This window comes from Nonomuraea montanisoli (assembly GCF_013363975.1).
Lineage (GTDB): Bacteria > Actinomycetota > Actinomycetes > Streptosporangiales > Streptosporangiaceae > Nonomuraea > Nonomuraea montanisoli.
Window position 1 is genome coordinate 449,584 of record NZ_JABWGN010000005.1, and the last position, 18,463, is coordinate 468,046.

The window sequence follows — 18,463 nt, forward strand, 5'->3', positions numbered from 1 at the left end:
TCGGCGATGAGCGGGCGGAGGGACTGGGGGTGCCTCCGCCCGTCTCCCGTCACCGCCCCTCGTGGCCCCTCCTTCGCGGACCCTCCCTGGCGGAAAGGCGCTCCCATGAGCACACGAGACACCCCTGCCGACGACGCCGGCCGCACCGCGATCAGCGAGGACTGGGCGGCCACGGTCCTCGGGCTCGGACCGGCGAGCCCGGAGCGGGCCGGCACGTTGCCGTGGGCCGCGTCAGGCGTGCTCGTCGTCCTCGTCCTCGGGGCCGCGACGAGGTTCCTGGACAGGAGCGTACCCGTCTGGTTCGACGGATCCGGCCTGGCCAAGGCCGTGGAGTTCCCCGTCTACGCCATCGCCCTCGGCGTGGTCGTGGTGGCGCTGACCGCGTGGTTCGCGTTCCGGGTCGAGCGGCGGCCCGACGCGTCCCGGCCGGGGCTCGGCGGGCTGTGGCGGCGGTTCCCGAAGTTCGTGCTGGGCTTCGTGGCCGCGTCGGTGATCACCACCTGGTGGATCTCCACCGTGAGCGCGGCCGAGGGCAAGGCGGTCGTCGGCGTGGCCAACGACCTGCGTACCTGGTTCCTGATCCTGGCGTTCGTCAGCATCGGGCTGGAGTTCCGGGTGTCGTCGCTGCGGGAGGCGGGCTGGCGGCCGGTGGCGGTGTTCGCGAGTGCGACGGTGGTGAACGTGCTGGTCGCCCTGGGGCTCGCCGTGGTGCTGTTCAGCGGCTTCTCCGCCTGACCGGCGCCGCCGCGGCTCGCGGGCGCCGCCTCCCAGCCGCGGGCTCGCGGGCGCCGCTGCCCAGCCGCGGGCTCGCGGGCGGCGGCTCAGGCGAGGTGTTCCTTGATGGCGGCGACCTGCTCGCGCTGCTCCTCGACGAGCCGGCGGGCCAGCTTGACCGTGGGCGCGTGCTTGCCCATGGCCTGCGCGACCTCGGACATCTTCACGCCCGCTTCCAGGTGGTCGGCCAGCGCCTTGAGCCACGCGCGGTCGAACGCCGAACCGGACAGGCCCTTCAGCTCCTCCACGTCCTTGGCCGACGCCATGCCCGCCATGTCATGGCCCGCATGGCTCTCCTCCGGCACCTCGGCCTTCCACGAGCGCAGCCACGACGTCATCTGCGTGATGTCCTTCTTCTCGCCGTCGATGAGCTCGCGGGCGAGGTCGCGCACGTACGCGCTGCCGCCGCGCTCGACCGCCGGCTCGGCCAGCATGATCGTCATCCGGTGGTGGACGATCATCTCCTGCGAGAACGTGACGTCGGACTCCGCGTGGCCGCCTTCCGCCGCCACTCCGGCCGCCGCCGCGGGCGGAGCCGGCTGGGCGGGCTGGGCCTGGGAGACCGCGGAGCATCCGGCGACGAGCTGGAATCCCAGCACGGCCAGAACCGCCACGATGCGCTGCTGAGGCATGATCGCTCCTCGGAGGGGTCGGGGGCGTGGGGTCGGGCGGACCCGTCGCCCCGAGGTACGCGCCACCCGCCGCGCCGGTTCACGGCTCGCGTTAGTCTCCCGCTGTGACCTCGGTTCTGATTCTCAACGGCCCCAACCTCAACCTGCTCGGCACCCGGCGGCCGGAGATCTACGGCTCCGCCACGCTGGCCGACGTGGAGGAGCTGTGCCGCCAGGAGGCCGGCAAGCTGGGCCTGGACACGGTGTTCCGGCAGTCCAACCACGAGGGGCAGCTCGTCGACTGGATCCAGGAGGCGGGCGCGGAGGTCAAGGCGGGCCGGTGCATCGGCGCCGTCTTCAACGCCGGCGCCTACACGCACACCTCGATCGCGCTGCACGACGCCATCGAGGGCGCCGAGCTGCCCGTGGTCGAGGTGCACATCTCCAACGTCCACCGGCGCGAGGAGTTCCGGCACCACTCGTACCTGTCGCCGGTCGCGCGCGGCATCGTGGTCGGCTTCGGCGTGTACGGCTACGCCCTGGCCATCAACGGCCTGTACCACGCGACCCGGGCGTAGGACGGACCGCGCCGGCCCCGTTCGGGCGGGCGCGGGTCCTATCCGGGCAGGCGCCAGGCGGCCGTCCACAGGCGCGTGCCCGACCGGCGGTCCAGCCGGCGCAGGAACGACAGCACGCCCGCCGTGCCCGTCGCCCAGGTGTACCCGGCCTTGTCCAGGTCGTTGCCCGGGAACACCGGCCGTTCCGGCTCTCCCCCGGTCCGCGTCAGCATCAGCTCGGCGACCTCCTCGGCCCCGCGCCAGAAGCGGTCGTCGCCCGTGACCACGGCCAGGTCGATCAGCGCCTCGCCCATGCCCGCGATACCGCAGCACTGCGAGACCACCCACGCGTGAGGGGCGACCTTCAGGCCCGCCAGCGCGCCGCGCTCGGCGAGCGCGAGGTAGCCGTCGTCGCCGTACGCCGTCGCCGCGTGCGCGAACGCGCTCGCGATGCCCGACACGCCCTGGCACCAGGACGCGCCCATCGGCCGCGCGTCCGGCCCCGCCAGCTCGCCGAGCATGGCTTCGGCCCGTACGGCCAGCTCCTCGAACCGCTCCCTGGCCGCCTCGCCGGCCGCCGGGTCACCGGTGGCCTCGTGGTAGGAGAGCAGGAAGTCCGCGCAGCCCGCCGCGCCATGGGCGAACGCGGCGTCCACCGCCACGCCTGACCCGGGTGGCGGCGGGACGTCCTCCTCCGGTGCGGTGACCTCCCCCGCCAGCAGGCGCCTGGCGCACTCCGCCGCGACCTCCAGGTACCGGGGGTCGTCCTCGATCGCCGCCAGGGCCAGGTGCCCCGCGCCGGGAGCGGGCCGCCCCGCGCTGTCGGGCGTCAGCGTGACCGTGAACCGCGGCGAGGTCATCGCCCTGGTCGGCGAGAACGGCTCGGGCAAGACCACGCTCGCCAAGCTCCTGGCCGGGCTCTACCGGCCGGACACGGGCGCGGTCCGCTGGGACGGCGCCGACCTCGCGACGCTCGACGCCGACGCGCTGCGCCGCCACGTGTCGGTCATCGCGCAGGACCACACGCGCTGGCCGCTGACCGTCCGCGAGAACATCGTCATGGGCGAGGCCGTGGACGAGGGCCGGCTGGCCGCCGCCGCGCGGGCGTCGGGCGCGCACGAGGTGGTGGACGCCCTGCCGGACGGCTACGACGCCCTGCTCGACCGGCGCTTCCGCGGCGGGCACGACCTGTCGGGCGGCCAGTGGCAGCGCATCGCCGTCGCGCGCGGCTTCTACCGCGACGCCGCCCTGGTCATCTTCGACGAGCCGACCTCGGCGCTGGACGCCCGGGCCGAGCATGCCCTGTTCGAGCGCATCCGGTCGCATGCCGACGGACGTACGATCGTGCTCATCACCCACCGGCTGGCCAGCGTCCGCTACGCCGACCGGATCTACGTCCTCGACCACGGGCGCGTGGCCGAGCAGAGCACGCACGAGGAGCTGATGGCACGCGACGGGCTCTACGCCGACCTCTACGCCCTGCAGGCGTCGGCCTACCAGGAGGTGTCGTGATCGTCCTCGCGTCGGCCCCGCTCGCGGTGGCGGCCGTGCTGCTGGGTGCGGCGCTCGGCAAGATCCGCGACGTCCGCGCGTTCGCGGCGACGATCGGGGGCTACCGGGTGCTGCCGGCCCCGCTGGCCCTGCCCGCGGCCGTGGCCGTGCTCGTCGTCGAGGTGGCGGCGGCTGCGCTGCTGCTGGCGCCGGTGACGCGCCCGTGGGGGGCCGTGGCGGCGGCGCTGCTGTTCGCGGTGTTCCTCGGCGCGATGGGGTCGGTGCTGCGGCGCGGGCTGAGCGTGGGCTGCGGCTGCTTCGGCGGCCGTGATCTGGTCGGGCCCGGCACGATGGCGCGCACGGGCGTGCTCCTGGTGCTCGCGCTCATGGCGGTGGCGGCGGGTCCGGCGCCGTTCGCGCCGCTCCAGGTGCCGGTGGCCGCCGCGCTCCTGGGCGTCGCGTTCGTGCTGCCCCTCCTGGTGCCCGGGCGCGGACGGCACGGCCCGGGCGGCGGCCGTGCCTCCGGTGTCACGGCCACGAGAAGCCCGGTCGAACACGGTCCCCGGCCCGGGACTCCCTTCGCGCTGGAGGGCGCGCCGGAGCGGACCGCCGACCAGGTCCTGTACGCGCTCGTCTCGCCCGGGTGCGGGCTGTGCACGACGATGCTGCCCCACTTCACCGCCATGGCCGCCCGGATGGAGGTCGTGCTGGTCAGCGCGGCCCCCAAGGACGGGTCCTTCGGCTCCGACGGGCCGCCGCTCGTGGTGGACCCGGACGTGTACGACCGCAACGACATCCTCTGGCCGCCGTACGCGGTGGTGACGGACCGCCGGGGCACGGTCCTCGCCGCCGGGGGCGCCGCCGACCCGGCCCAGCTCCGGACCGTCATCGACGGCGCCGCCTCCCCCTCCCCGTCCTAGCGCCCGGCCCCTCCGGCTCCGGGCGGGCGTCCTCCGGGCGGGCGTCCTCTGGGCGGGCGTCCTCCGGGCGGGCGTCAGAAGCGGCGGGAGCGGCGCAGGGCGGCCGGGCGCCCGTCGGGGTCGACGGCCGCCCGGTAGAGCGGCATGGCCAGCAGCTTGCGGACGCGCCCCAGCTCGGGAGCCGGGTGCGGACGAAGCCGGCCGGGCGGCCGGGCGCCCCGGCGCTCATCCCGGTGCCAGGACTCCAGGCGCCGCGCCGACTCCGCGAACGCCTCGAAGGCCGCCTTCGGGTCGCACAGGTCGTCCACGTCGGCCGGGTCGCGGTCCAGGTGCTCGGCGGCCAGCGCGAGCCGCAGGTCCCGGGCGAAGCGGCGGCCACCGGCGGGCGGGCGCGGGTCGGGCTCCTCGTCCAGCACCGCGCAGCTCAGCTCCGAGTCGTACGTCCACGACCGCAGGTTGACGTTGTCGGACCCGACGGTCGCCCACACGTCGTCCACCACGCACACCTTGGCGTGCACGTAGACCGGCGTGCCCGCGTGGTTCTCCAGGTCGTACACCGCGACCCGGTCGCCGCCCGCCTCCCGCAGCCGGGTCAGGGCCTCGGACCGGCCGATGAGGCTCGCGGGACCGGCCAGCCAGCCGTCCTGGTCGGGATGCCGGGGCACGACGACGATCATGCGCAGCTCGTCCTCGCGCTCCAGCGCCTCCGCGAACGGCTCGATCACCTCGGTGGACCACAGGTACTGGTCCTCCAGGTAGACGAGCGAGCGGGCCCGGCGCAGCACCTTCCGGTAGGCGCGGGCGACGCTCCGCTCACCGCGCGGGGCGAACGGGTAGGGGCTCCGCCGGTACGGATACGTCCGCAGGAGCTGCACGGCGTGTGTCCCGGCCCGGCCGGGAGCGGGGCCCGGCGGGGGCAGCGGGGGCACGTCGTCCATCCGTTCCAGATGGTCGCGCAGGCGTCTTAACGGCTGCCGCGTCTCCGGGGCCGGGTCCTCCCAGCGCTCGCGGAACACGGTCTCCACCTCGGCCACCGCCGGGCCGTGGATCGCTGCCTGGATGTCGTGCCAGGGCGGGCTGTCGCCGTAGACGTCGGGCATGGGCGCGGCCTGCGGATCGCCGTGGTGGGAGGCGTCGTCGCGGCGGCTGTGGCACAGGTCCACGCCGCCGACGAAGGCCACGTCATGGGCCGGGTCGCCGGGTCGCCGGACGACCACGAACTTCTGGTGGTGGGCGCCGCCGGGCCGTACCCGGGTGTCGAGCAGCGCCTGGCCGCCGGCCGCCTCGATCTTCTCGCCCAGGTGGCGGTTCTCCTCGGCGCTGAAGCGCAGCGCGTCCAGGTGGGAGCGCCAGATCAGCCCTCTGACCAGCGCTCCTCTGGCCGCCGCCCCGGCCAGCGCGTCGGAGATCCGCGGCCCGTCCTCGGTGAGCCGCTCGTCGGGGTCGCCGCGCCAGTCGGCGAACAGCACCAGGTCGTCCTCGCGCGCGCTCTCCAGGCACGCCTTGAGCTCGGCGAAGTACGTCGCCCCGTGGATCAGGGGACGCACCAGGTTGCCCGTGGTCCAGGCGCCCAGCCGGGTGGACGGGTTGCCGCGTTCCTCGTCCGTGAGGAACCAGTCAGCGAGGTCCATTCGCTGACGGCTACCCGGCAGCGGTGCGGGCATGCGTCAGCAGCGTCCACAGCCGCTCCGGCGTCAGCGGCGTGACCGTGATCAGGTCCGCGACCTCGGGCAGGGCGGCGGCGACCGCGTTGGCGATGGCGGCGGGCGGGCCGATGGTTCCGGCCTCGCCGACGCCCTTCATGCCGCCGGGCGTGATCGGCGAGGGCGTCACCAGGCTCGCCAGCCCGAGTGCGGGCACCTCCCTGGTCGTCGGCAGCAGGTACTCGGTGATCGGCTGCCCGTCGTCGGTGTAGACGATCTCCTCGGTCAGCGCCATGCCGATGCCCTGCGCGATGCCGCCCGCGAGCTGGCCGTCCACGATGGCCGGGTTGACCTGCACGCCGCAGTCGTTGACCGCCCAGTAGCCCTCCACCTCGACCGCCCCCGTCTCCGGGTCCACGGCCACGGCCGCCGCGTGGGCGCCGTAGGCGTAGGTGTAGGCGGACGGGTCGTAGACGGCCCGCTCCTCCAGCCCCGGCGAGGCGCCCTCCGGCAGGTCCCAGCCGCGCCACGCCGACGTGGCGACCTCGCGCAGCGTCAGCGCGGCGCGCGGGTCGCCCTTGACCCGTACGGTCCCGTCGGCGATCTCCAGGTCCTCGGGCGCGGCCTCCAGCCGGTGGGCGGCGAGGGCCAGGATCTTGTCCCGCAGGCGGGTGGCGGCCTGGGTGAGCGCCGCCCCGCCGACGGCCAGCGAGCGGCTGGCGATCGAGCCGATCGGCGAGTACGGCGTGGCCGCCGTGTCGCCCAGCACCACCCGCACCCGCCCGAGCTCGACGCCCGTCCGGTCGGCGGCGAGCTGGGCCAGCGTCGTCTCGATGCCCTGACCGATCGCCGCCACGCCCGCGGAGACGACGACCGAGGCGTCGGGCTCCATGCGCACCACCGCGATCTCGTACCCGCCCGCGAGCTGCCCCGTCATCTTCATGTCCTTCGACGGCCCGAGCCCGGTCGCCTCGACGTGGCACGAGTACCCGACGCCTCGCCTGCGCCCGTCGCTCCACGCGAACGCCGGGCTGCGCTGGACGCCCTCGGACACCAGGTCGCGCAGCATGAGCAGGGCCCGCGGGTAGTCGCCCGAGTCGTACGGCTGGTAGAGCCGGGTCACGTACGGCAGCTCCTCCGGCCCGAGCAGGTTGCGCAGGCGCAGCTCCACCGGGTCGAACCCGAGCCGCCGCGCCGCCTCGTCGATCAGCCGCTCCCGCGTGTACGTCGCCTCCGGCTGGCCGAACCCCCGGTACGAGCCGGTCGGCGTGGTCGTCGTGACGACGCCGCGCACCCGTACCGCCGCCCGGTCGAACCGGTACGGGCCGGGCAGCAGGATGGCGGTCACCGAGAACGGCGAGATGCCGACGTTGGACGGATGCGCCCCGATGTCGCCGACCACGTCGGCGTGCAAGGCCACGAACCGGCCGTCCGCGTCCAGCGCCAGCCGCGCCCGGTGGAGGGCGGCCCGGGCGGGCAGCGTGGCGACCAGCCGGTCGCCGGGCGACTCGGTCCAGCGCACCGGCCGGCCGCCGAGGCGCATCGCGGCCAGGCAGACCAGCGCCTCGTCGGGGTAGAGGTGCTCCTTGCCGCCGAACCCGCCGCCGGTGTCGCCGCTGATGACGCGCACCCGGTCGTGGGTCAGCCCGAGCGCGTCGGCCGCGTGGTCGCGCACGTGGTGCGGCGCCTGCGTGGAGGTGCGGATCGTCAGCTCCCCGTCGGCGTACGTGGCGACGAGCGCGCGCGGCTCCATCGGGTACGGCGAGGCCCGGCCGTACCGGAAGGCCAGCTCGACCACGTGCGCGGCGCCGGCGATGGCCTCCTCGCAGTCGGCGTCGCCGAGGACCGAGTCGGTGAGCACGTTGGAGCCCCAGTCGGGGTGGAGGATCGGCGCGTCGGCCTCCAGCGCCCGCTCCACGTCGACGACCGGGGGCAGCTCGTCCAGGTCGAGGTCCAGCAGCGCGGCGGCGTCGGCGGCGGCCTCGGGCGTCTCGGCGACGACCACGGCGAGCGGCTGCCCCACGTACCGGATCGTCTCCTCCAGGGCCGGGTAGGAGGTGTCGCGCTGCCCGACGGCGAGCGTCACGCACGGCAGCCGCACGTCCGCCGCGTCGGCGGGCGTGATGACGTCGAGCACCCCGTCGGCCGCCAGCGCGGCCTCGGCGTCGCACTTGGCAAGCCGCCCGTACGCGATCGGGCTGCGCACGACGACGGCGTGGGCCGTCGCCGGGAGCCGCACGTTGCCCGCGTACCTGGCCCGGCCGGTCAGCAGCCGGGCGTCCTCCCGGCGGGGCGCGCGCGCCCCAACATGTCCGACTGCGTCCTCGTCCTCGACCTCGCCCATGGCCCTGATTGTGAGCGCCGTTCCCCGGCCGGTCCAGGACCCCGCGGCAGACGTCTCAGCGGGACGCGCGCCACTCCGCCACGATCCTGTCCACGTCGTACGGCAGAAGGTTGAGCGGCGGGCCGGACAGGCCGGTGCGGATGGCCTCGCGGATCCGGGCGTTGATCTCCTCGACCACCCGCCGCACCTCCCGCTCGGAGCGGGCGGCGCGCGCCTCGGCCAGCGCCTCCTCGGCGTCCTTGCGGAGCTGGAGCGTCGGCGGCAGCGGCATGGACAGCCCCTCGCTGCGCAACTTCTGCTTGATCCACCACATCTCGTCGTACGGCTTGTCGAGATCGGGCAGGGGCTTGCCCTTGCCCGGCAGGTCGTCGAACTCGCCGCGCTCCTCCGCCTCGCGGATCTGCCGGTCGATCCACGACTCGAAGTTCACCCCGTACGGCTTGCGGTCGCTCACGACGCTGCTCCTCCCGATGGCGGCGGCCTCGCGACCCAGGCTATGCGCCCCCTGCGGATCTTGGGATGGGCCCGTGATGGAATGGCAGGAGCAGTGTCCGAAGGAGGCTCCGTGGCCATCGTCTCGCGCGGCTTTCGCGGCCGGCCCAGAGCGGGTGGCGACCGGCTGCCGCCCGGCCAGTACCTCGTCGAGGACTTCCCCGTGCTGTCGGCCGGGCCGACGCCCCGCGTGCCGACCGACCGGTGGGAGTTCGCCATCGACACCGAGGAGGGCGAGACCCACCGGTGGTCGTGGCAGGAGTTCATGGCGCTGCCGCAGGAGCGGCCGGCCGTGGACATCCACTGCGTCACCAGGTGGTCCAAGCTGGACACCCACTGGGAGGGCGTCTCGCTCGACGTGCTCTTCGAGGACGTGGAGAGCGCCGCCGAGTACGCGCTGGTCCACTCGTACGGCGGCTACACCACCAACCTGCCGGTCGAGGACCTGCTCGACGGCAAGGCGTGGATCGTCCACCGCTTCGACGGCGAGGAGCTGGCGCCCGTCCACGGCGGCCCGGCCCGGCTGCTCGTCCCCCACCTGTACTTCTGGAAGTCGGCCAAGTGGGTGCGCGGCATCCGGCTGCTGAACGAGGACTGGCCCGGCTTCTGGGAGACCGCCGGGTACCACGAGTACGGCGACCCGTGGCGCGAGCAGCGCTACGAGGGCGACTAGTGGAGCGGACCCCCGCCCGCCGGGCGCGCTGGACGGCCGCCCGCCTGACCGGGATCCGTGACGAGACGCCGACCGCGCGCACGCTGCGGTTCTCGGTGCCCGGCTGGCCCGGCCACCTCGCGGGCCAGCACGTGGACGTGCGCCTGACCGCCGAGGACGGCTACAGCGCGCAGCGCAGCTACTCCCTGGCCGGCCCGGCCGACGGCGACACCGTCGAGCTGACCGTCGAACGCGTGCCGGACGGCGAGGTCTCGCCGTACCTGACCGAGATCATGGAGGTCGGCGACGAGGTCGAGCTCCGCGGGCCGGTCGGCGGGTGGTTCGTGTGGCGGCCGGAGAGCGCCGCGCCGGTGCTGCTCGTCGCCGGCGGGTCCGGGGTCGTGCCGCTGATGGCGATGCTGCGCGAGCGCCGCCACGCCGGCAGCCGCGTGCCGTTCCGGCTGCTGTACTCCCTGCGCGGACCCGACAGCCGCTACTACGCGGACGAGCTGCGCCGGCCCGACCCGGGCGTCGACGTGACCTACCTCTACACGCGCGGCACGCCGGATCCCTGGCCTCGGCCGGCCGGGCGCGTCAGGCTGGACGACCTCGCCGAGGGCGGCTGGCCGTCGTCGTTCGAGCCCGACTGCTACGTGTGCGGGCCGACGGGGTTCGTGGAGACGGTCGCCGACCTGCTGCTCACGCTCGGCCACGCGCCCGAGCGCATCCGGACCGAACGCTTCGGCCCCACCGGGGGCTGACCCGACCACCAGGCTTCGGCCCCACCGAGGGCCGACCCGACCACCAGGGGGCAGGCATGACCGCTGACCACCTCGACGGCAACGCGCTGGCCGGTCCGCTGGCCGAGCTGTTCGCCGTGGACGTCACCGCGGCGACCGGCCGGTGCGCGAGCTGCGGCCTGGCGGGTCCGATCGCCGCGCTGCACGTGTACGGCCCGGAGCCCGGGCTGGTGGGACGCTGCCCGGGCTGCGAGGAGGTCGTGCTGCGGCTCGTGCGCGGGCCGGGGAGCGCGTGGCTCGACCTGCGCGGCGCCCTGTCGCTCCGGGTGACGCTGCCGGAGTGACAGTAAGACCGGATTATCCGGACATTTCGCCGTCCTTACATCGCCCATACGCCGGATAAGTACACTCGGCCTGGTTCTCAACCGGCCGACATCTGCACCACCAGGCTCCTGGCCACGGGCGGCGCCCTCGGCCCCGTCCCCCTTGGGAGTCACGTGAGCAGCGGGCTTGTCGACGCGCCCCCGTCGCCGCCGTCCGGATCGCGCGAGCCGGCGCGGCCCGGCCGAGGGCGCTGGGCGCGATGGGTCATCGTGGTCGCCGTCACGGTCGTCGTGCTGGTGGCGGGCGGCGCGGTCGCCGTCTACGCCCGGCTGACCGGCAACGTCAAGCACGAGGACGTCACCGCCGAGGACCTCGGCGCCACCCGCCCGCCCAAGGTCGCCGGCACCGCGCTCAACGTGCTGATCGTCGGCTCCGACCAGCGCGACGGCAAGAACGCGAAGTACGGCCGCGTCCCGGGCGAGCGCACCGACACCATCATGCTGGCCCACCTGTCGTCCAAGCGGGACAACGCGATGGTGGTCAGCTTCCCCCGCGACTCCCTGGTCCAGCTCCCGGCCTGCCGCGCCAAGAAGAACCTGCCCGGCCAGCAGGCCCATCTCGGCATGATCAACGAGTCGTTCAACTCCGGCGGCATCGGCTGCACGTGGCGCACCGTCGAGTCGCTCACCGGCATCCACATCGACCACTTCGTCAAGGTCGACTTCACCGGGTTCAAGAGCATGGTGGACGCCGTCGGCGGCGTCCAGGTGTGCCTGCCGCAGGCCGTCAACGACAAGAAGGCGCTGCTCCACCTGCCCGCCGGCCGCCAGACCCTGAACGGCGAGCAGTCGCTCGGCTACGTGCGCGCCCGCTACAGCCTCGGCGACGGCTCCGACATCGGCCGGATCCAGCGGCAGCAGATGTTCATCGCCTCCATGGTCAAGAAGGTGATGAGCGGCGAGACGCTGACCGACCCCGCCAAGCTGCTCGGCTTCCTGGACGCGGGCACCAGGTCCGTCACCACTGACCGCGGCCTCACGCCGGGCGTCATGAAGGACCTGGCGACCGGCCTCCAGGGGATGAGCGCCGGGAAGATCCGGTTCATCACCACGCCCTGGCACTACTCGCTGACCCAGCCCGGCCGGGTCGAGTGGGTGCAGCCGCAGGCGGGCAAGCTGTTCCAGATCGTGGCCAGGGACCACGACCCCGCCGGCGTCAAGGGCGGCCAGACCAAGGTGGCCCGCTCCAAGGTGCAGATCGAGCTGCGCAACGGCACGTACCGCGGCGGGCTCGGCACCCAGGTGGCCGCCGCGCTCGAACAGCGGGGTTACCACATCACCAAGATCGGCGACACGGCCCGCAAACCGTACCCGAAGACCTCGGTCTTCTACTCGCCGAACGGCGAGACCAGTGTCCCCACGCTGACCAAGGACCTGCTGGCCGCGACGCCGCGCGCCGTCTCCGGGGCGCGGACGAGCCGGCTGGTCCTCGTCATCGGCAACGACTGGAAGGGCGTGAAGCCGCTGCGTCCCGACGACACCGAGGCGATCGCCGGCTTCGACGCCACCCACGACACCTGCGCCGCCACCTGACGGAGGCGTGACGCGCCGGTGTGGCGCGCCGGGACGTGCAACCGGATCGCCCATGCCCGCCGAAGACGGGGGCAGGAGGTGTCCATGCCCACGGACCATGACGACCACCACCCCCGTCCCGGCGGCGCGGACGACAGAGACCGCCGCCCCGGCAGTACGGATGACACCGACCGCCGTCCCGGGGGTGCGGACGACACGGACCGCCGCCCCGGAGGCGCGGACGACACGGACCGCCGCCCCGGCGAGGCGGGCGACACGGACTGCGTGATCGTCGGGGGCGGGCCCGCGGGTGTCGTGCTCGCCTACCTGCTGGCGCGCGGAGGGGCGCGGGTCACGCTGCTGGAGTCGCACGGCGACTTCAACCGCCGCTTCCGCGGCGACTCGATCGCCCCCGCGGTCCTCGACTACCTGCACACCCTCGGCCTGGCCGACGAGATGCTGGCGACGCTCCCCCACACCGTCGCCGGCAGTTTCGTCTGGCGGGCCCGGGGACGCGCCTACACCCTGGCCGACTACCGCCGCGCCAGCCCCCGCTACCCCTACTACGCGCTCATCCCCCAGGCCCGGTTCCTCCCCTTCATGGCCGGGAAGGCAGCCGCCTATCCGGGCTTCGAGCTGCGGATGCGCGCCCGCGCGGGCCGGCTGCTGCACGACGGGGACGGCCGCGTAAACGGCGTCGCGTACACCGAGGACGGCGTCGTCCACGAGCTGCGCGCCCGCCTGGTGGTGGCCGCCGACGGCCGCAACTCGAAGCTGCGCGCCCTCGGCGGCTTCACGGCGACCGAGCTGGGCGCGAGCCTGGACGTGCTGTGGCACGCGGTGCCCCGCGGACCGGACGACCCGGCCCTGTCGGGCCTGCAACTGGTGACCGCGCCCGGCGCCCTGCTGGCCGTGCTCAACCAGGACACGACCTGGCAGCTCGGCTACATGATCGCCGCCGGCAGCCACGGACAGGTGCGCGAGCGGGGCGTCGGGCCGATCGTGGAGGCGTTCACGCGGGAGCTGCCGTGGCTGCGCGACCGGCTGTCCTCGCTGACCGACGTCAACCAGCTCACGCTGCTCCCGGTGCGGATCACCGCCGTGGACCCGTGGTACCGCCCGGGGCTGCTGCTCATCGGCGACGCCGCCCACGTGATCTCCCCCGTCGGCGGGAACGGCATCAACCTCGCCATCGCCGACGCCGCGGCCACCGCCAACGCGATCCTGCCCTGCCTGCTGGACCCCGCCTCGCCGCCCGCCGCGCTGGACGCGGCCTGCCAGGAGGTGGAGGCGGTCCGGCGTCCGCCGACGGACAGGGAGCAGCGCAGCCAGCGGCGCGCGGAGCGCGCGGCCGGAGCCCGGCTGGCCAGGGGGACGACCGCGCCGCCGCTCATCTTCCGCCTGTTCGACCGGGTGCCGGCGATCGCCACCCTGAACGGCCGGCAGAACGCCTCGCTCATCCGGGTACCGCCGCCCCGGGCCGAGATCCTGCGGTCCTGAATCCGACTCAACGCCATATACAGTCCTTTTTCATGCTGTACGGCAGAGCCGCGGAGACCGCCGCGATCACCGACCTGCTGGCCTCGGCCGCCGCCGGAGAGGGCGGGGCCCTGGTGCTGCGCGGCGACGCCGGGGTCGGCAAGTCGACCCTGCTGTCCCTTGCCGCCGCCCTGGCTCGCCCCTCGTCCTCGCCGGAGGGGGCCTCGGAGGGCGCGCCGGGACGCGCCATGCGGGTGCTGCGGGCCGGGGGCTTCGAGCCGGAGGCCGACCTGGCGTTCGCGGCGCTGCACCAGCTCCTGTGGCCCGTGACGGGACTGCTGGAGGCGTTGCCCGGACCGCAGCGCGACGCCGTCGCCGGCGCGCTCGGTCTGGCCGCGCCCAGCTCGGACCGGTTTCTCGTCTCGGCCGGGGTGCTGTCCCTGCTCACCGAGGCGGCCGTACCGGACGGGCTGCTGTGCCTGGTGGACGACGTTCAGTGGCTCGACCGGGCGTCGGCCGACGCGCTGCTGTTCGCGGCCCGGCGGCTGCGCGCCGAGGGCGTGGTGATGCTCCTGGCCGTACGGGGCGACATGCCGGTCAAGGGGCTGCCGGAGCTGCGGGTGGGCGGGCTCGACGCGGCCAGCGCGGGCGACCTGCTCGGGTCCCGGGCGGCCGTCGCCCCGGCCGTACGGGACCGGCTGGTGGCGCTGTCGGGCGGCAACCCGCTCGTGCTGCGCGAGACGGCCACGCGGCTGACGGCCGAGCAGCTCTCGGGACAGGCGCCGCTGCCGGACCCCTTGCCGGGAGGCGAGCAGCTCTTCGGGGACCAGGTGGCGGGGTTGAGCGAGACGGCCCGGCTGGTGCTGCTGGCCGCGTCGCTGGAGAGCGACCTCGACGTGGCCCTGCGCGCGTCGGCCCGGCTGCCGAAGGCCGCGGAGACGGCGGGCATCGGTGCGGCGGTGGCGGGGCTGCAGGAGGCGGAGACGGCCGGGCTGGTGAGCGTGGAGGGCTCGACGGTCCGGTTCCGGCATCCGCTGGTGCGTTCGGCCGTCCACGCGTGGGCCGGGTCGGTGCGGTTGCGGCAGGCGCACGCGGTGCTCGCGGCGCTCGTCGAGGGCGACCGGCGGGCGTGGCACCTGGCCGCCGCCTCCCTGGGCCCGGACGAGGACGTGGCCGCCGCGCTCGCCGGGTCGGCCGCGCGGGCTCGGGCGCGGGGCGGGTACGGCGACGCCGCCACGGCTCTGGCCCGGGCCGCCGAGCTCACCCCCGCGCCCGCCCGTCGCGCGGAGCGCCTGGTGGAGGCCGCCACGGCCGCCTGGCTCGCGGGCCGTCCCGGTCAGGCGCAGACGCTCCTCGCGGAGGCCCGCGAACTGGCCGAGACCCCGACCGGGACCATGGCCTCCTCCCCCCACCCTGCCGACCGTCCGGGCGAGGAACACCCGCCATCCCCGGACACGCGCCCCCGAACGGGAGCGTCCGGGAAAGAGCCGCCGCAGGCAGTGGCGACCTCGGCGCAGACGTCCCGCGCGGAGGCCCCTCACATGAAGGTCCTCCACGCGTCCGAAGACGCCCCGCCCGGAGCGGACGGGCGCCCGGCGGAGGGGCCGCGTGACAAGACGGACCTGTCCGGGAGCGCGGACCTGGCCGACAGGACATACCCAGCCGGAAAGGCGGACCCGACCGGCCCCCGGAAGACGGACCTGATCGGCACGAAGCGCCCGGCCAGGAGCGCGGAGCTGACCGGCACGACACACCCCGCCGGGAGCGCGGACCTGACCGGCACGACACACCCCGCCGGGAGCGCGGACCTGACCGGCACGACACACCCCGCCGGGAAGGCGGGCCTGGTCGGGGAGATCGCGCGGTTGCGGGGCCGGTTCGAGTTGAACTCGGGTGACGCGGCCGAGGCCGTGCGGATCCTGAGCGGCGGCGACTCCCTGGAGGCGCTGGCCGACGCGTCCGAGGCGGCGAGCTACGTGGGCGACGTGGCCGCCATCGTGGAGCTGGGCCGCCGGGCGCGCGCCCACCCCCCGGGGTTCCTGCGCGACACCGTCGCCGGCATCGGCGCCATGATGGACCCCGAGGCCGCCGACGGTGAGGAGCTGCTGCGCGGGGCGCTGGCCCGTACCGGAGAGCTGCGGGAGGCCGCCGACTTCCTGTGGGCGTGCGCGGCGGCCAGCTACCTGGGCGAGCCCGACCTGTCGGCCGAGCTGGCCGGCCGGGCGGGCGCCGTGGCGAGGATGTCGGGCATCGTGGGCCAGCTCCCGGTCGTGCTGGAGTTCGTCGCGACGGCCGAGCGCATCCAGGGCCGGCTGGCGGAGAGCGCCGCGATCGCCGAGGAGGGCCTGGCGCTGGCCCGCGAGGCCGGCTACACGAACTCGGTCGGCGCCCACCTCGCGAACCTCGCCGTCGTGGCCGCCCTGCGCGGCGCGGAGGAGGACTGCCAGAGGTACGCCGCCGAGGCGCTGGCCATCGCCGTCCCGCACCGGATCGGCCTGCGGGCGGGCGTCGCCGCGTACGCGCTGGCCATGCTGGACCTCGGACTGGGCAGGTTCGAGGCCGCGCACGCCCGGTTCGTGGCGATCACCCGGGCGGGCCCGGGAGCCGGGCATCCGACGGTGGTGTGGCGCTCCACCCCGGACCGGGTCGAGGCCGCCATGGCGGCGGGCGAACCGCAGGCGGCGCGCGCGGCGGTCGAGGGGCTGGAGCGGTGGGCGGCGAGCGCCACGACGGCCGAGGCGAGGGCGCTGCTCGCCCGGTGCCGCGCCCTGGCGGGCGGCGACGACGAGCTGTTCGAGGAGGCGCTGCGGCTGCACGGTGAGCCGTTCGAGGGGGCGCGCACGGCCCTGCTGTACGGCGAGCGGCTGCGCCGCGCGGGGCGGCCGGGACAGGCGCGGGCGCATCTGCGGGCGGCGATGGAGGCGTTCCAGCGGCTGGGCGCCGAGCCGTGGGCGCGGCGGGCGCACGGCGAGCTGCGGGCGGCGGGCGAGACGGCGGCCCGGCCGGAGAGCGACGCGCTGGCGGCGCTCACGCCCCAGGAGTTGCGCATCGCGCGGCTGGTCGCGGCGGGCGCGTCGAGCAAGGAGGTGGCCGCGCAGCTCTTCCTCAGCCCGCGCACCGTCGAGTACCACCTGTACAAGGTGTATCCGAAGCTCGGCATCACCTCGCGCACCGAGCTGGCCCGGCTGCTGTGACCCCGGTAAGCCGCCATGCCCCCCGTAGGCGGGCCGCCATGACCCTCGTAAGCCGCCCGTACCGAAGCCCAGTAGTCCTACTGAAGGCGTACGGGCCCGGACACGACAGAGTTGCGGCATGCAAACGAACCTGATCGACATCGACGGCGTCCAGCTCCACACCGAGGAGTTCGGCGACCCGGACGGCATTCCGATCCTGCTGGTGATGGGCTCCATGTCGCAGGGCGTCCTGTGGCCCGACGCGTTCGTGGGGCGGCTCGTGGCCGGCGGCCGGCGGGTCATCCGCTACGACCACCGCGACACGGGCCGGTCGTCCGTCTTCGACTTCGCCAAGCAGCCGTACACGTGGGACGACATCAAGGACGACGTGCTGCGGGTCATGGACGCGTACGGGCTGGAGAGCGCGCACCTCGTCTGTCACTCGGCGGGCGGGCTGCTCGGCCAGTGCATCGCGGTCGAGCACCCCGAGCGGGTGCGCACGCTGACCGTGATCGGCTCCTCCCCGCTCGGCGGCCACGAGGGAGCGGTGATCATGCGGGCGCTCATGGGCGAGCCGCAGCCGGAGGGCAGTCTGCCGCCGCCCAGGCCGGAGTTCGTCGACCACTTCCGCAAGGTGATCGCGGGCCCGCCGCCCGTGAGCCGGCGCGAGCAGATCGACGGGATGATCGAGACGGCGCGGGTGTTGCACGGCACCGCCCTGCCGTTCGACGAGGACGCCGAGCGGCGGCTCCAGGAGCGCATCTTCGAGCGGGCGCGCGACCTGGCGGCCGTCGTCAACCACCGGCTGGCCGCCGCCGCCAAGCCCGACTTCGAGCCGGAGGGCGTGCTGCACCAGGTGAAGGCGCCGACGCTGGTCATCGAGGGCACCCACGAGCCGGCCAAGCCCGGGCACAGCGCGATCATCGCGGAGCGGATCCCGGGAGCGCGGCTGCTCATGGTGGACGGCATGGGTCACACCCTGCCGCCGGAGACGCACGAGGAACTGGTCGGCGCCATCCTCGCCCACACCTCCCCCGACCGGACATGACCCGGCCCCGGCTGCTCAGCCGGCGAACGCCGACAGCGCGGCGAGCGCGTCCACGACCTGGCGGGCGTCGGGCGTGCTCGCCGGGTCGAGCAGCCACTGGAGCATGAGACCGTCGGAGATGGCGATGAGCACGGACACCAGCGCCTCGGCCGTGACCGGCGAGTCGGGGCCCAGGCCGGCGCCCGCCCGCCGGAGCATCTCCACGCCCGCCTGGCGGGCCCGGGCGTAGGCGCCCGCGAGCTTGTCCCGCAGCGCGTCCTCGCGCAGCGCCGCCGGGAATCCCTCCACGCAGACGACGAGCTGGGGCCGCATCTCCTCGAACACGTCGACCAGCGCGACCATGGCCCGCTCCAGCAGCTCGCGCGGCGAGCCGGGCGCGCTGCCGAAGATCTCCTCCTCGACCCGCTCGGTCCACCTCTCGAAGCACCCGATGATGGCCTCGTTGAGCAGCGCGTCCTTGCCACCGAAGTGGTAGCCGATGGACGCGAGGTTGGTGCCGGAGGCGGCGACCAGGTCGCGTGCCGTCGTACGGGCGTAGCCCTTGTCGCGCAGGCAGCTCACCGCGGCGGCCAGCAGTCGTTCCCGGTATCCGCCGGCCTCTGTTCGTGACACGCGATCCATGCTATCGATATATACAAGCGTCT

Annotated in this window: 17 protein-coding genes; 11 read left to right on the forward strand and 6 right to left on the reverse strand. The window is 74.8% G+C overall.

Annotated features, from left to right (window positions below; all coding sequences use genetic code 11):
- Positions 1–105: 105 nt before the first annotated feature.
- On the forward strand, positions 106–735 hold the full coding sequence (locus HTZ77_RS14735) for a putative sulfate exporter family transporter (protein WP_175590112.1): 630 nt from the start codon (positions 106–108) through the stop codon (positions 733–735).
- Positions 736–821: 86 nt separating this feature from the next.
- On the opposite strand, the gene HTZ77_RS14740 is transcribed toward HTZ77_RS14735, so the two are convergent.
- Positions 822–1,406, reverse strand: a complete 585-nt coding sequence (locus tag HTZ77_RS14740; protein WP_175590113.1) for a DUF305 domain-containing protein — start codon at positions 1,404–1,406, stop codon at positions 822–824.
- Between the two features lie 104 nt (positions 1,407–1,510).
- Between HTZ77_RS14740 and aroQ the strand changes: the two genes are divergently transcribed.
- Entirely contained in the window at positions 1,511–1,963 is a 453-nt protein-coding gene (gene aroQ / locus HTZ77_RS14745) for a type II 3-dehydroquinate dehydratase (protein WP_175590114.1), read from the forward strand.
- 38 nt (positions 1,964–2,001) lie between these two features.
- On the opposite strand, the gene HTZ77_RS46165 is transcribed toward aroQ, so the two are convergent.
- The gene (locus HTZ77_RS46165) at positions 2,002–2,802 is read right to left on the reverse strand and encodes a lanthionine synthetase LanC family protein (protein ID WP_235994667.1); all 801 of its coding nucleotides are present in this window, start codon (positions 2,800–2,802) and stop codon (positions 2,002–2,004) included.
- Here HTZ77_RS46165 and HTZ77_RS14755 point away from each other — a divergent pair.
- Together HTZ77_RS14755 and HTZ77_RS47470 are read left to right on the forward strand one after the other, a co-directional pair.
- Positions 2,777–3,454 carry an ATP-binding cassette domain-containing protein gene (locus HTZ77_RS14755; RefSeq protein ID WP_328808597.1) on the forward strand — a complete coding sequence of 226 codons (678 nt, stop codon included), beginning with the start codon at positions 2,777–2,779 and terminating at the stop codon, positions 3,452–3,454. The genes HTZ77_RS46165 and HTZ77_RS14755 overlap by 26 nt on opposite strands.
- The gene (locus HTZ77_RS47470) at positions 3,451–4,353 is read left to right on the forward strand and encodes a MauE/DoxX family redox-associated membrane protein (RefSeq protein ID WP_175590116.1); all 903 of its coding nucleotides are present in this window, start codon (positions 3,451–3,453) and stop codon (positions 4,351–4,353) included. Before HTZ77_RS14755 ends, HTZ77_RS47470 begins: the two co-directional genes overlap by 4 nt.
- A 74-nt stretch (positions 4,354–4,427) precedes the next feature.
- Here the strand turns inward: HTZ77_RS47470 and HTZ77_RS47475 are convergent, their stop codons facing one another.
- The 3 genes from HTZ77_RS47475 to HTZ77_RS14775 are packed head-to-tail and all read right to left on the reverse strand — an operon-like array spanning position 4,428 to position 8,794.
- Positions 4,428–5,984, reverse strand: coding sequence for a phospholipase D family protein (locus HTZ77_RS47475; RefSeq protein ID WP_175590117.1), 1,557 nt, complete (start codon positions 5,982–5,984; stop codon positions 4,428–4,430).
- A gap of 10 nt (positions 5,985–5,994) precedes the next feature.
- Positions 5,995–8,340 carry a xanthine dehydrogenase family protein molybdopterin-binding subunit gene (locus HTZ77_RS14770; RefSeq protein ID WP_175590118.1) on the reverse strand — a complete coding sequence of 782 codons (2,346 nt, stop codon included), beginning with the start codon at positions 8,338–8,340 and terminating at the stop codon, positions 5,995–5,997.
- A gap of 55 nt (positions 8,341–8,395) precedes the next feature.
- Positions 8,396–8,794 carry a DnaJ family domain-containing protein gene (locus tag HTZ77_RS14775; RefSeq protein ID WP_175590119.1) on the reverse strand — a complete coding sequence of 133 codons (399 nt, stop codon included), beginning with the start codon at positions 8,792–8,794 and terminating at the stop codon, positions 8,396–8,398.
- A 111-nt stretch (positions 8,795–8,905) separates the two neighbouring features.
- Between HTZ77_RS14775 and HTZ77_RS14780 the strand changes: the two genes are divergently transcribed.
- The 7 genes from HTZ77_RS14780 to HTZ77_RS14810 all read left to right on the forward strand — a co-directional run bounded on the left by HTZ77_RS14780 (position 8,906) and on the right by HTZ77_RS14810 (position 17,819).
- Entirely contained in the window at positions 8,906–9,505 is a 600-nt protein-coding gene (locus tag HTZ77_RS14780; RefSeq protein WP_175590120.1) for a sulfite oxidase-like oxidoreductase, read from the forward strand.
- Positions 9,505–10,245, forward strand: coding sequence for a ferredoxin reductase (locus tag HTZ77_RS14785; protein WP_328808598.1), 741 nt, complete (start codon positions 9,505–9,507; stop codon positions 10,243–10,245). Before HTZ77_RS14780 ends, HTZ77_RS14785 begins: the two co-directional genes overlap by 1 nt.
- 56 nt (positions 10,246–10,301) lie before the next feature.
- Positions 10,302–10,568, forward strand: a complete 267-nt coding sequence (locus HTZ77_RS14790; RefSeq protein ID WP_175590122.1) for a DUF6510 family protein — start codon at positions 10,302–10,304, stop codon at positions 10,566–10,568.
- Between the two features lie 153 nt (positions 10,569–10,721).
- The gene (locus HTZ77_RS14795; protein WP_175590123.1) at positions 10,722–12,140 is read left to right on the forward strand and encodes an LCP family protein; all 1,419 of its coding nucleotides are present in this window, start codon (positions 10,722–10,724) and stop codon (positions 12,138–12,140) included.
- 84 nt (positions 12,141–12,224) lie between these two features.
- A complete protein-coding gene (locus tag HTZ77_RS14800) occupies positions 12,225–13,619 on the forward strand; it encodes an FAD-dependent monooxygenase (RefSeq protein ID WP_175590124.1) in 1,395 nt (464 codons plus the stop codon).
- A gap of 32 nt (positions 13,620–13,651) precedes the next feature.
- Entirely contained in the window at positions 13,652–16,792 is a 3,141-nt protein-coding gene (locus HTZ77_RS14805) for a helix-turn-helix transcriptional regulator (protein WP_175590125.1), read from the forward strand.
- A gap of 118 nt (positions 16,793–16,910) precedes the next feature.
- The gene (locus HTZ77_RS14810; protein ID WP_235994668.1) at positions 16,911–17,819 is read left to right on the forward strand and encodes an alpha/beta fold hydrolase; all 909 of its coding nucleotides are present in this window, start codon (positions 16,911–16,913) and stop codon (positions 17,817–17,819) included.
- Positions 17,820–17,834: 15 nt separating this feature from the next.
- Here HTZ77_RS14810 and HTZ77_RS14815 read toward each other — a convergent pair whose 3' ends face one another.
- Positions 17,835–18,431, reverse strand: a complete 597-nt coding sequence (locus HTZ77_RS14815; RefSeq protein ID WP_175590126.1) for a TetR/AcrR family transcriptional regulator — start codon at positions 18,429–18,431, stop codon at positions 17,835–17,837.
- Between the last annotated feature and the right edge of the window lie 32 nt (positions 18,432–18,463).

Coding starts and splice junctions, on each gene's coding strand:
- HTZ77_RS14735 (WP_175590112.1), top strand. CDS start 106: ATGAGCACACGAGACACCCCTGCCGACGACGCCGGCCGCACCGCGATC.
- HTZ77_RS14740 (WP_175590113.1), bottom strand. CDS start 1,406: ATGCCTCAGCAGCGCATCGTGGCGGTTCTGGCCGTGCTGGGATTCCAG.
- HTZ77_RS46165 (WP_235994667.1), bottom strand. CDS start 2,802: ATGACCTCGCCGCGGTTCACGGTCACGCTGACGCCCGACAGCGCGGGG.
- HTZ77_RS47475 (WP_175590117.1), bottom strand. CDS start 5,984: ATGGACCTCGCTGACTGGTTCCTCACGGACGAGGAACGCGGCAACCCG.
- HTZ77_RS14770 (WP_175590118.1), bottom strand. CDS start 8,340: ATGGGCGAGGTCGAGGACGAGGACGCAGTCGGACATGTTGGGGCGCGC.
- HTZ77_RS14790 (WP_175590122.1), top strand. CDS start 10,302: ATGACCGCTGACCACCTCGACGGCAACGCGCTGGCCGGTCCGCTGGCC.
- HTZ77_RS14800 (WP_175590124.1), top strand. CDS start 12,225: ATGCCCACGGACCATGACGACCACCACCCCCGTCCCGGCGGCGCGGAC.
- HTZ77_RS14805 (WP_175590125.1), top strand. CDS start 13,652: ATGCTGTACGGCAGAGCCGCGGAGACCGCCGCGATCACCGACCTGCTG.
- HTZ77_RS14810 (WP_235994668.1), top strand. CDS start 16,911: ATGCAAACGAACCTGATCGACATCGACGGCGTCCAGCTCCACACCGAG.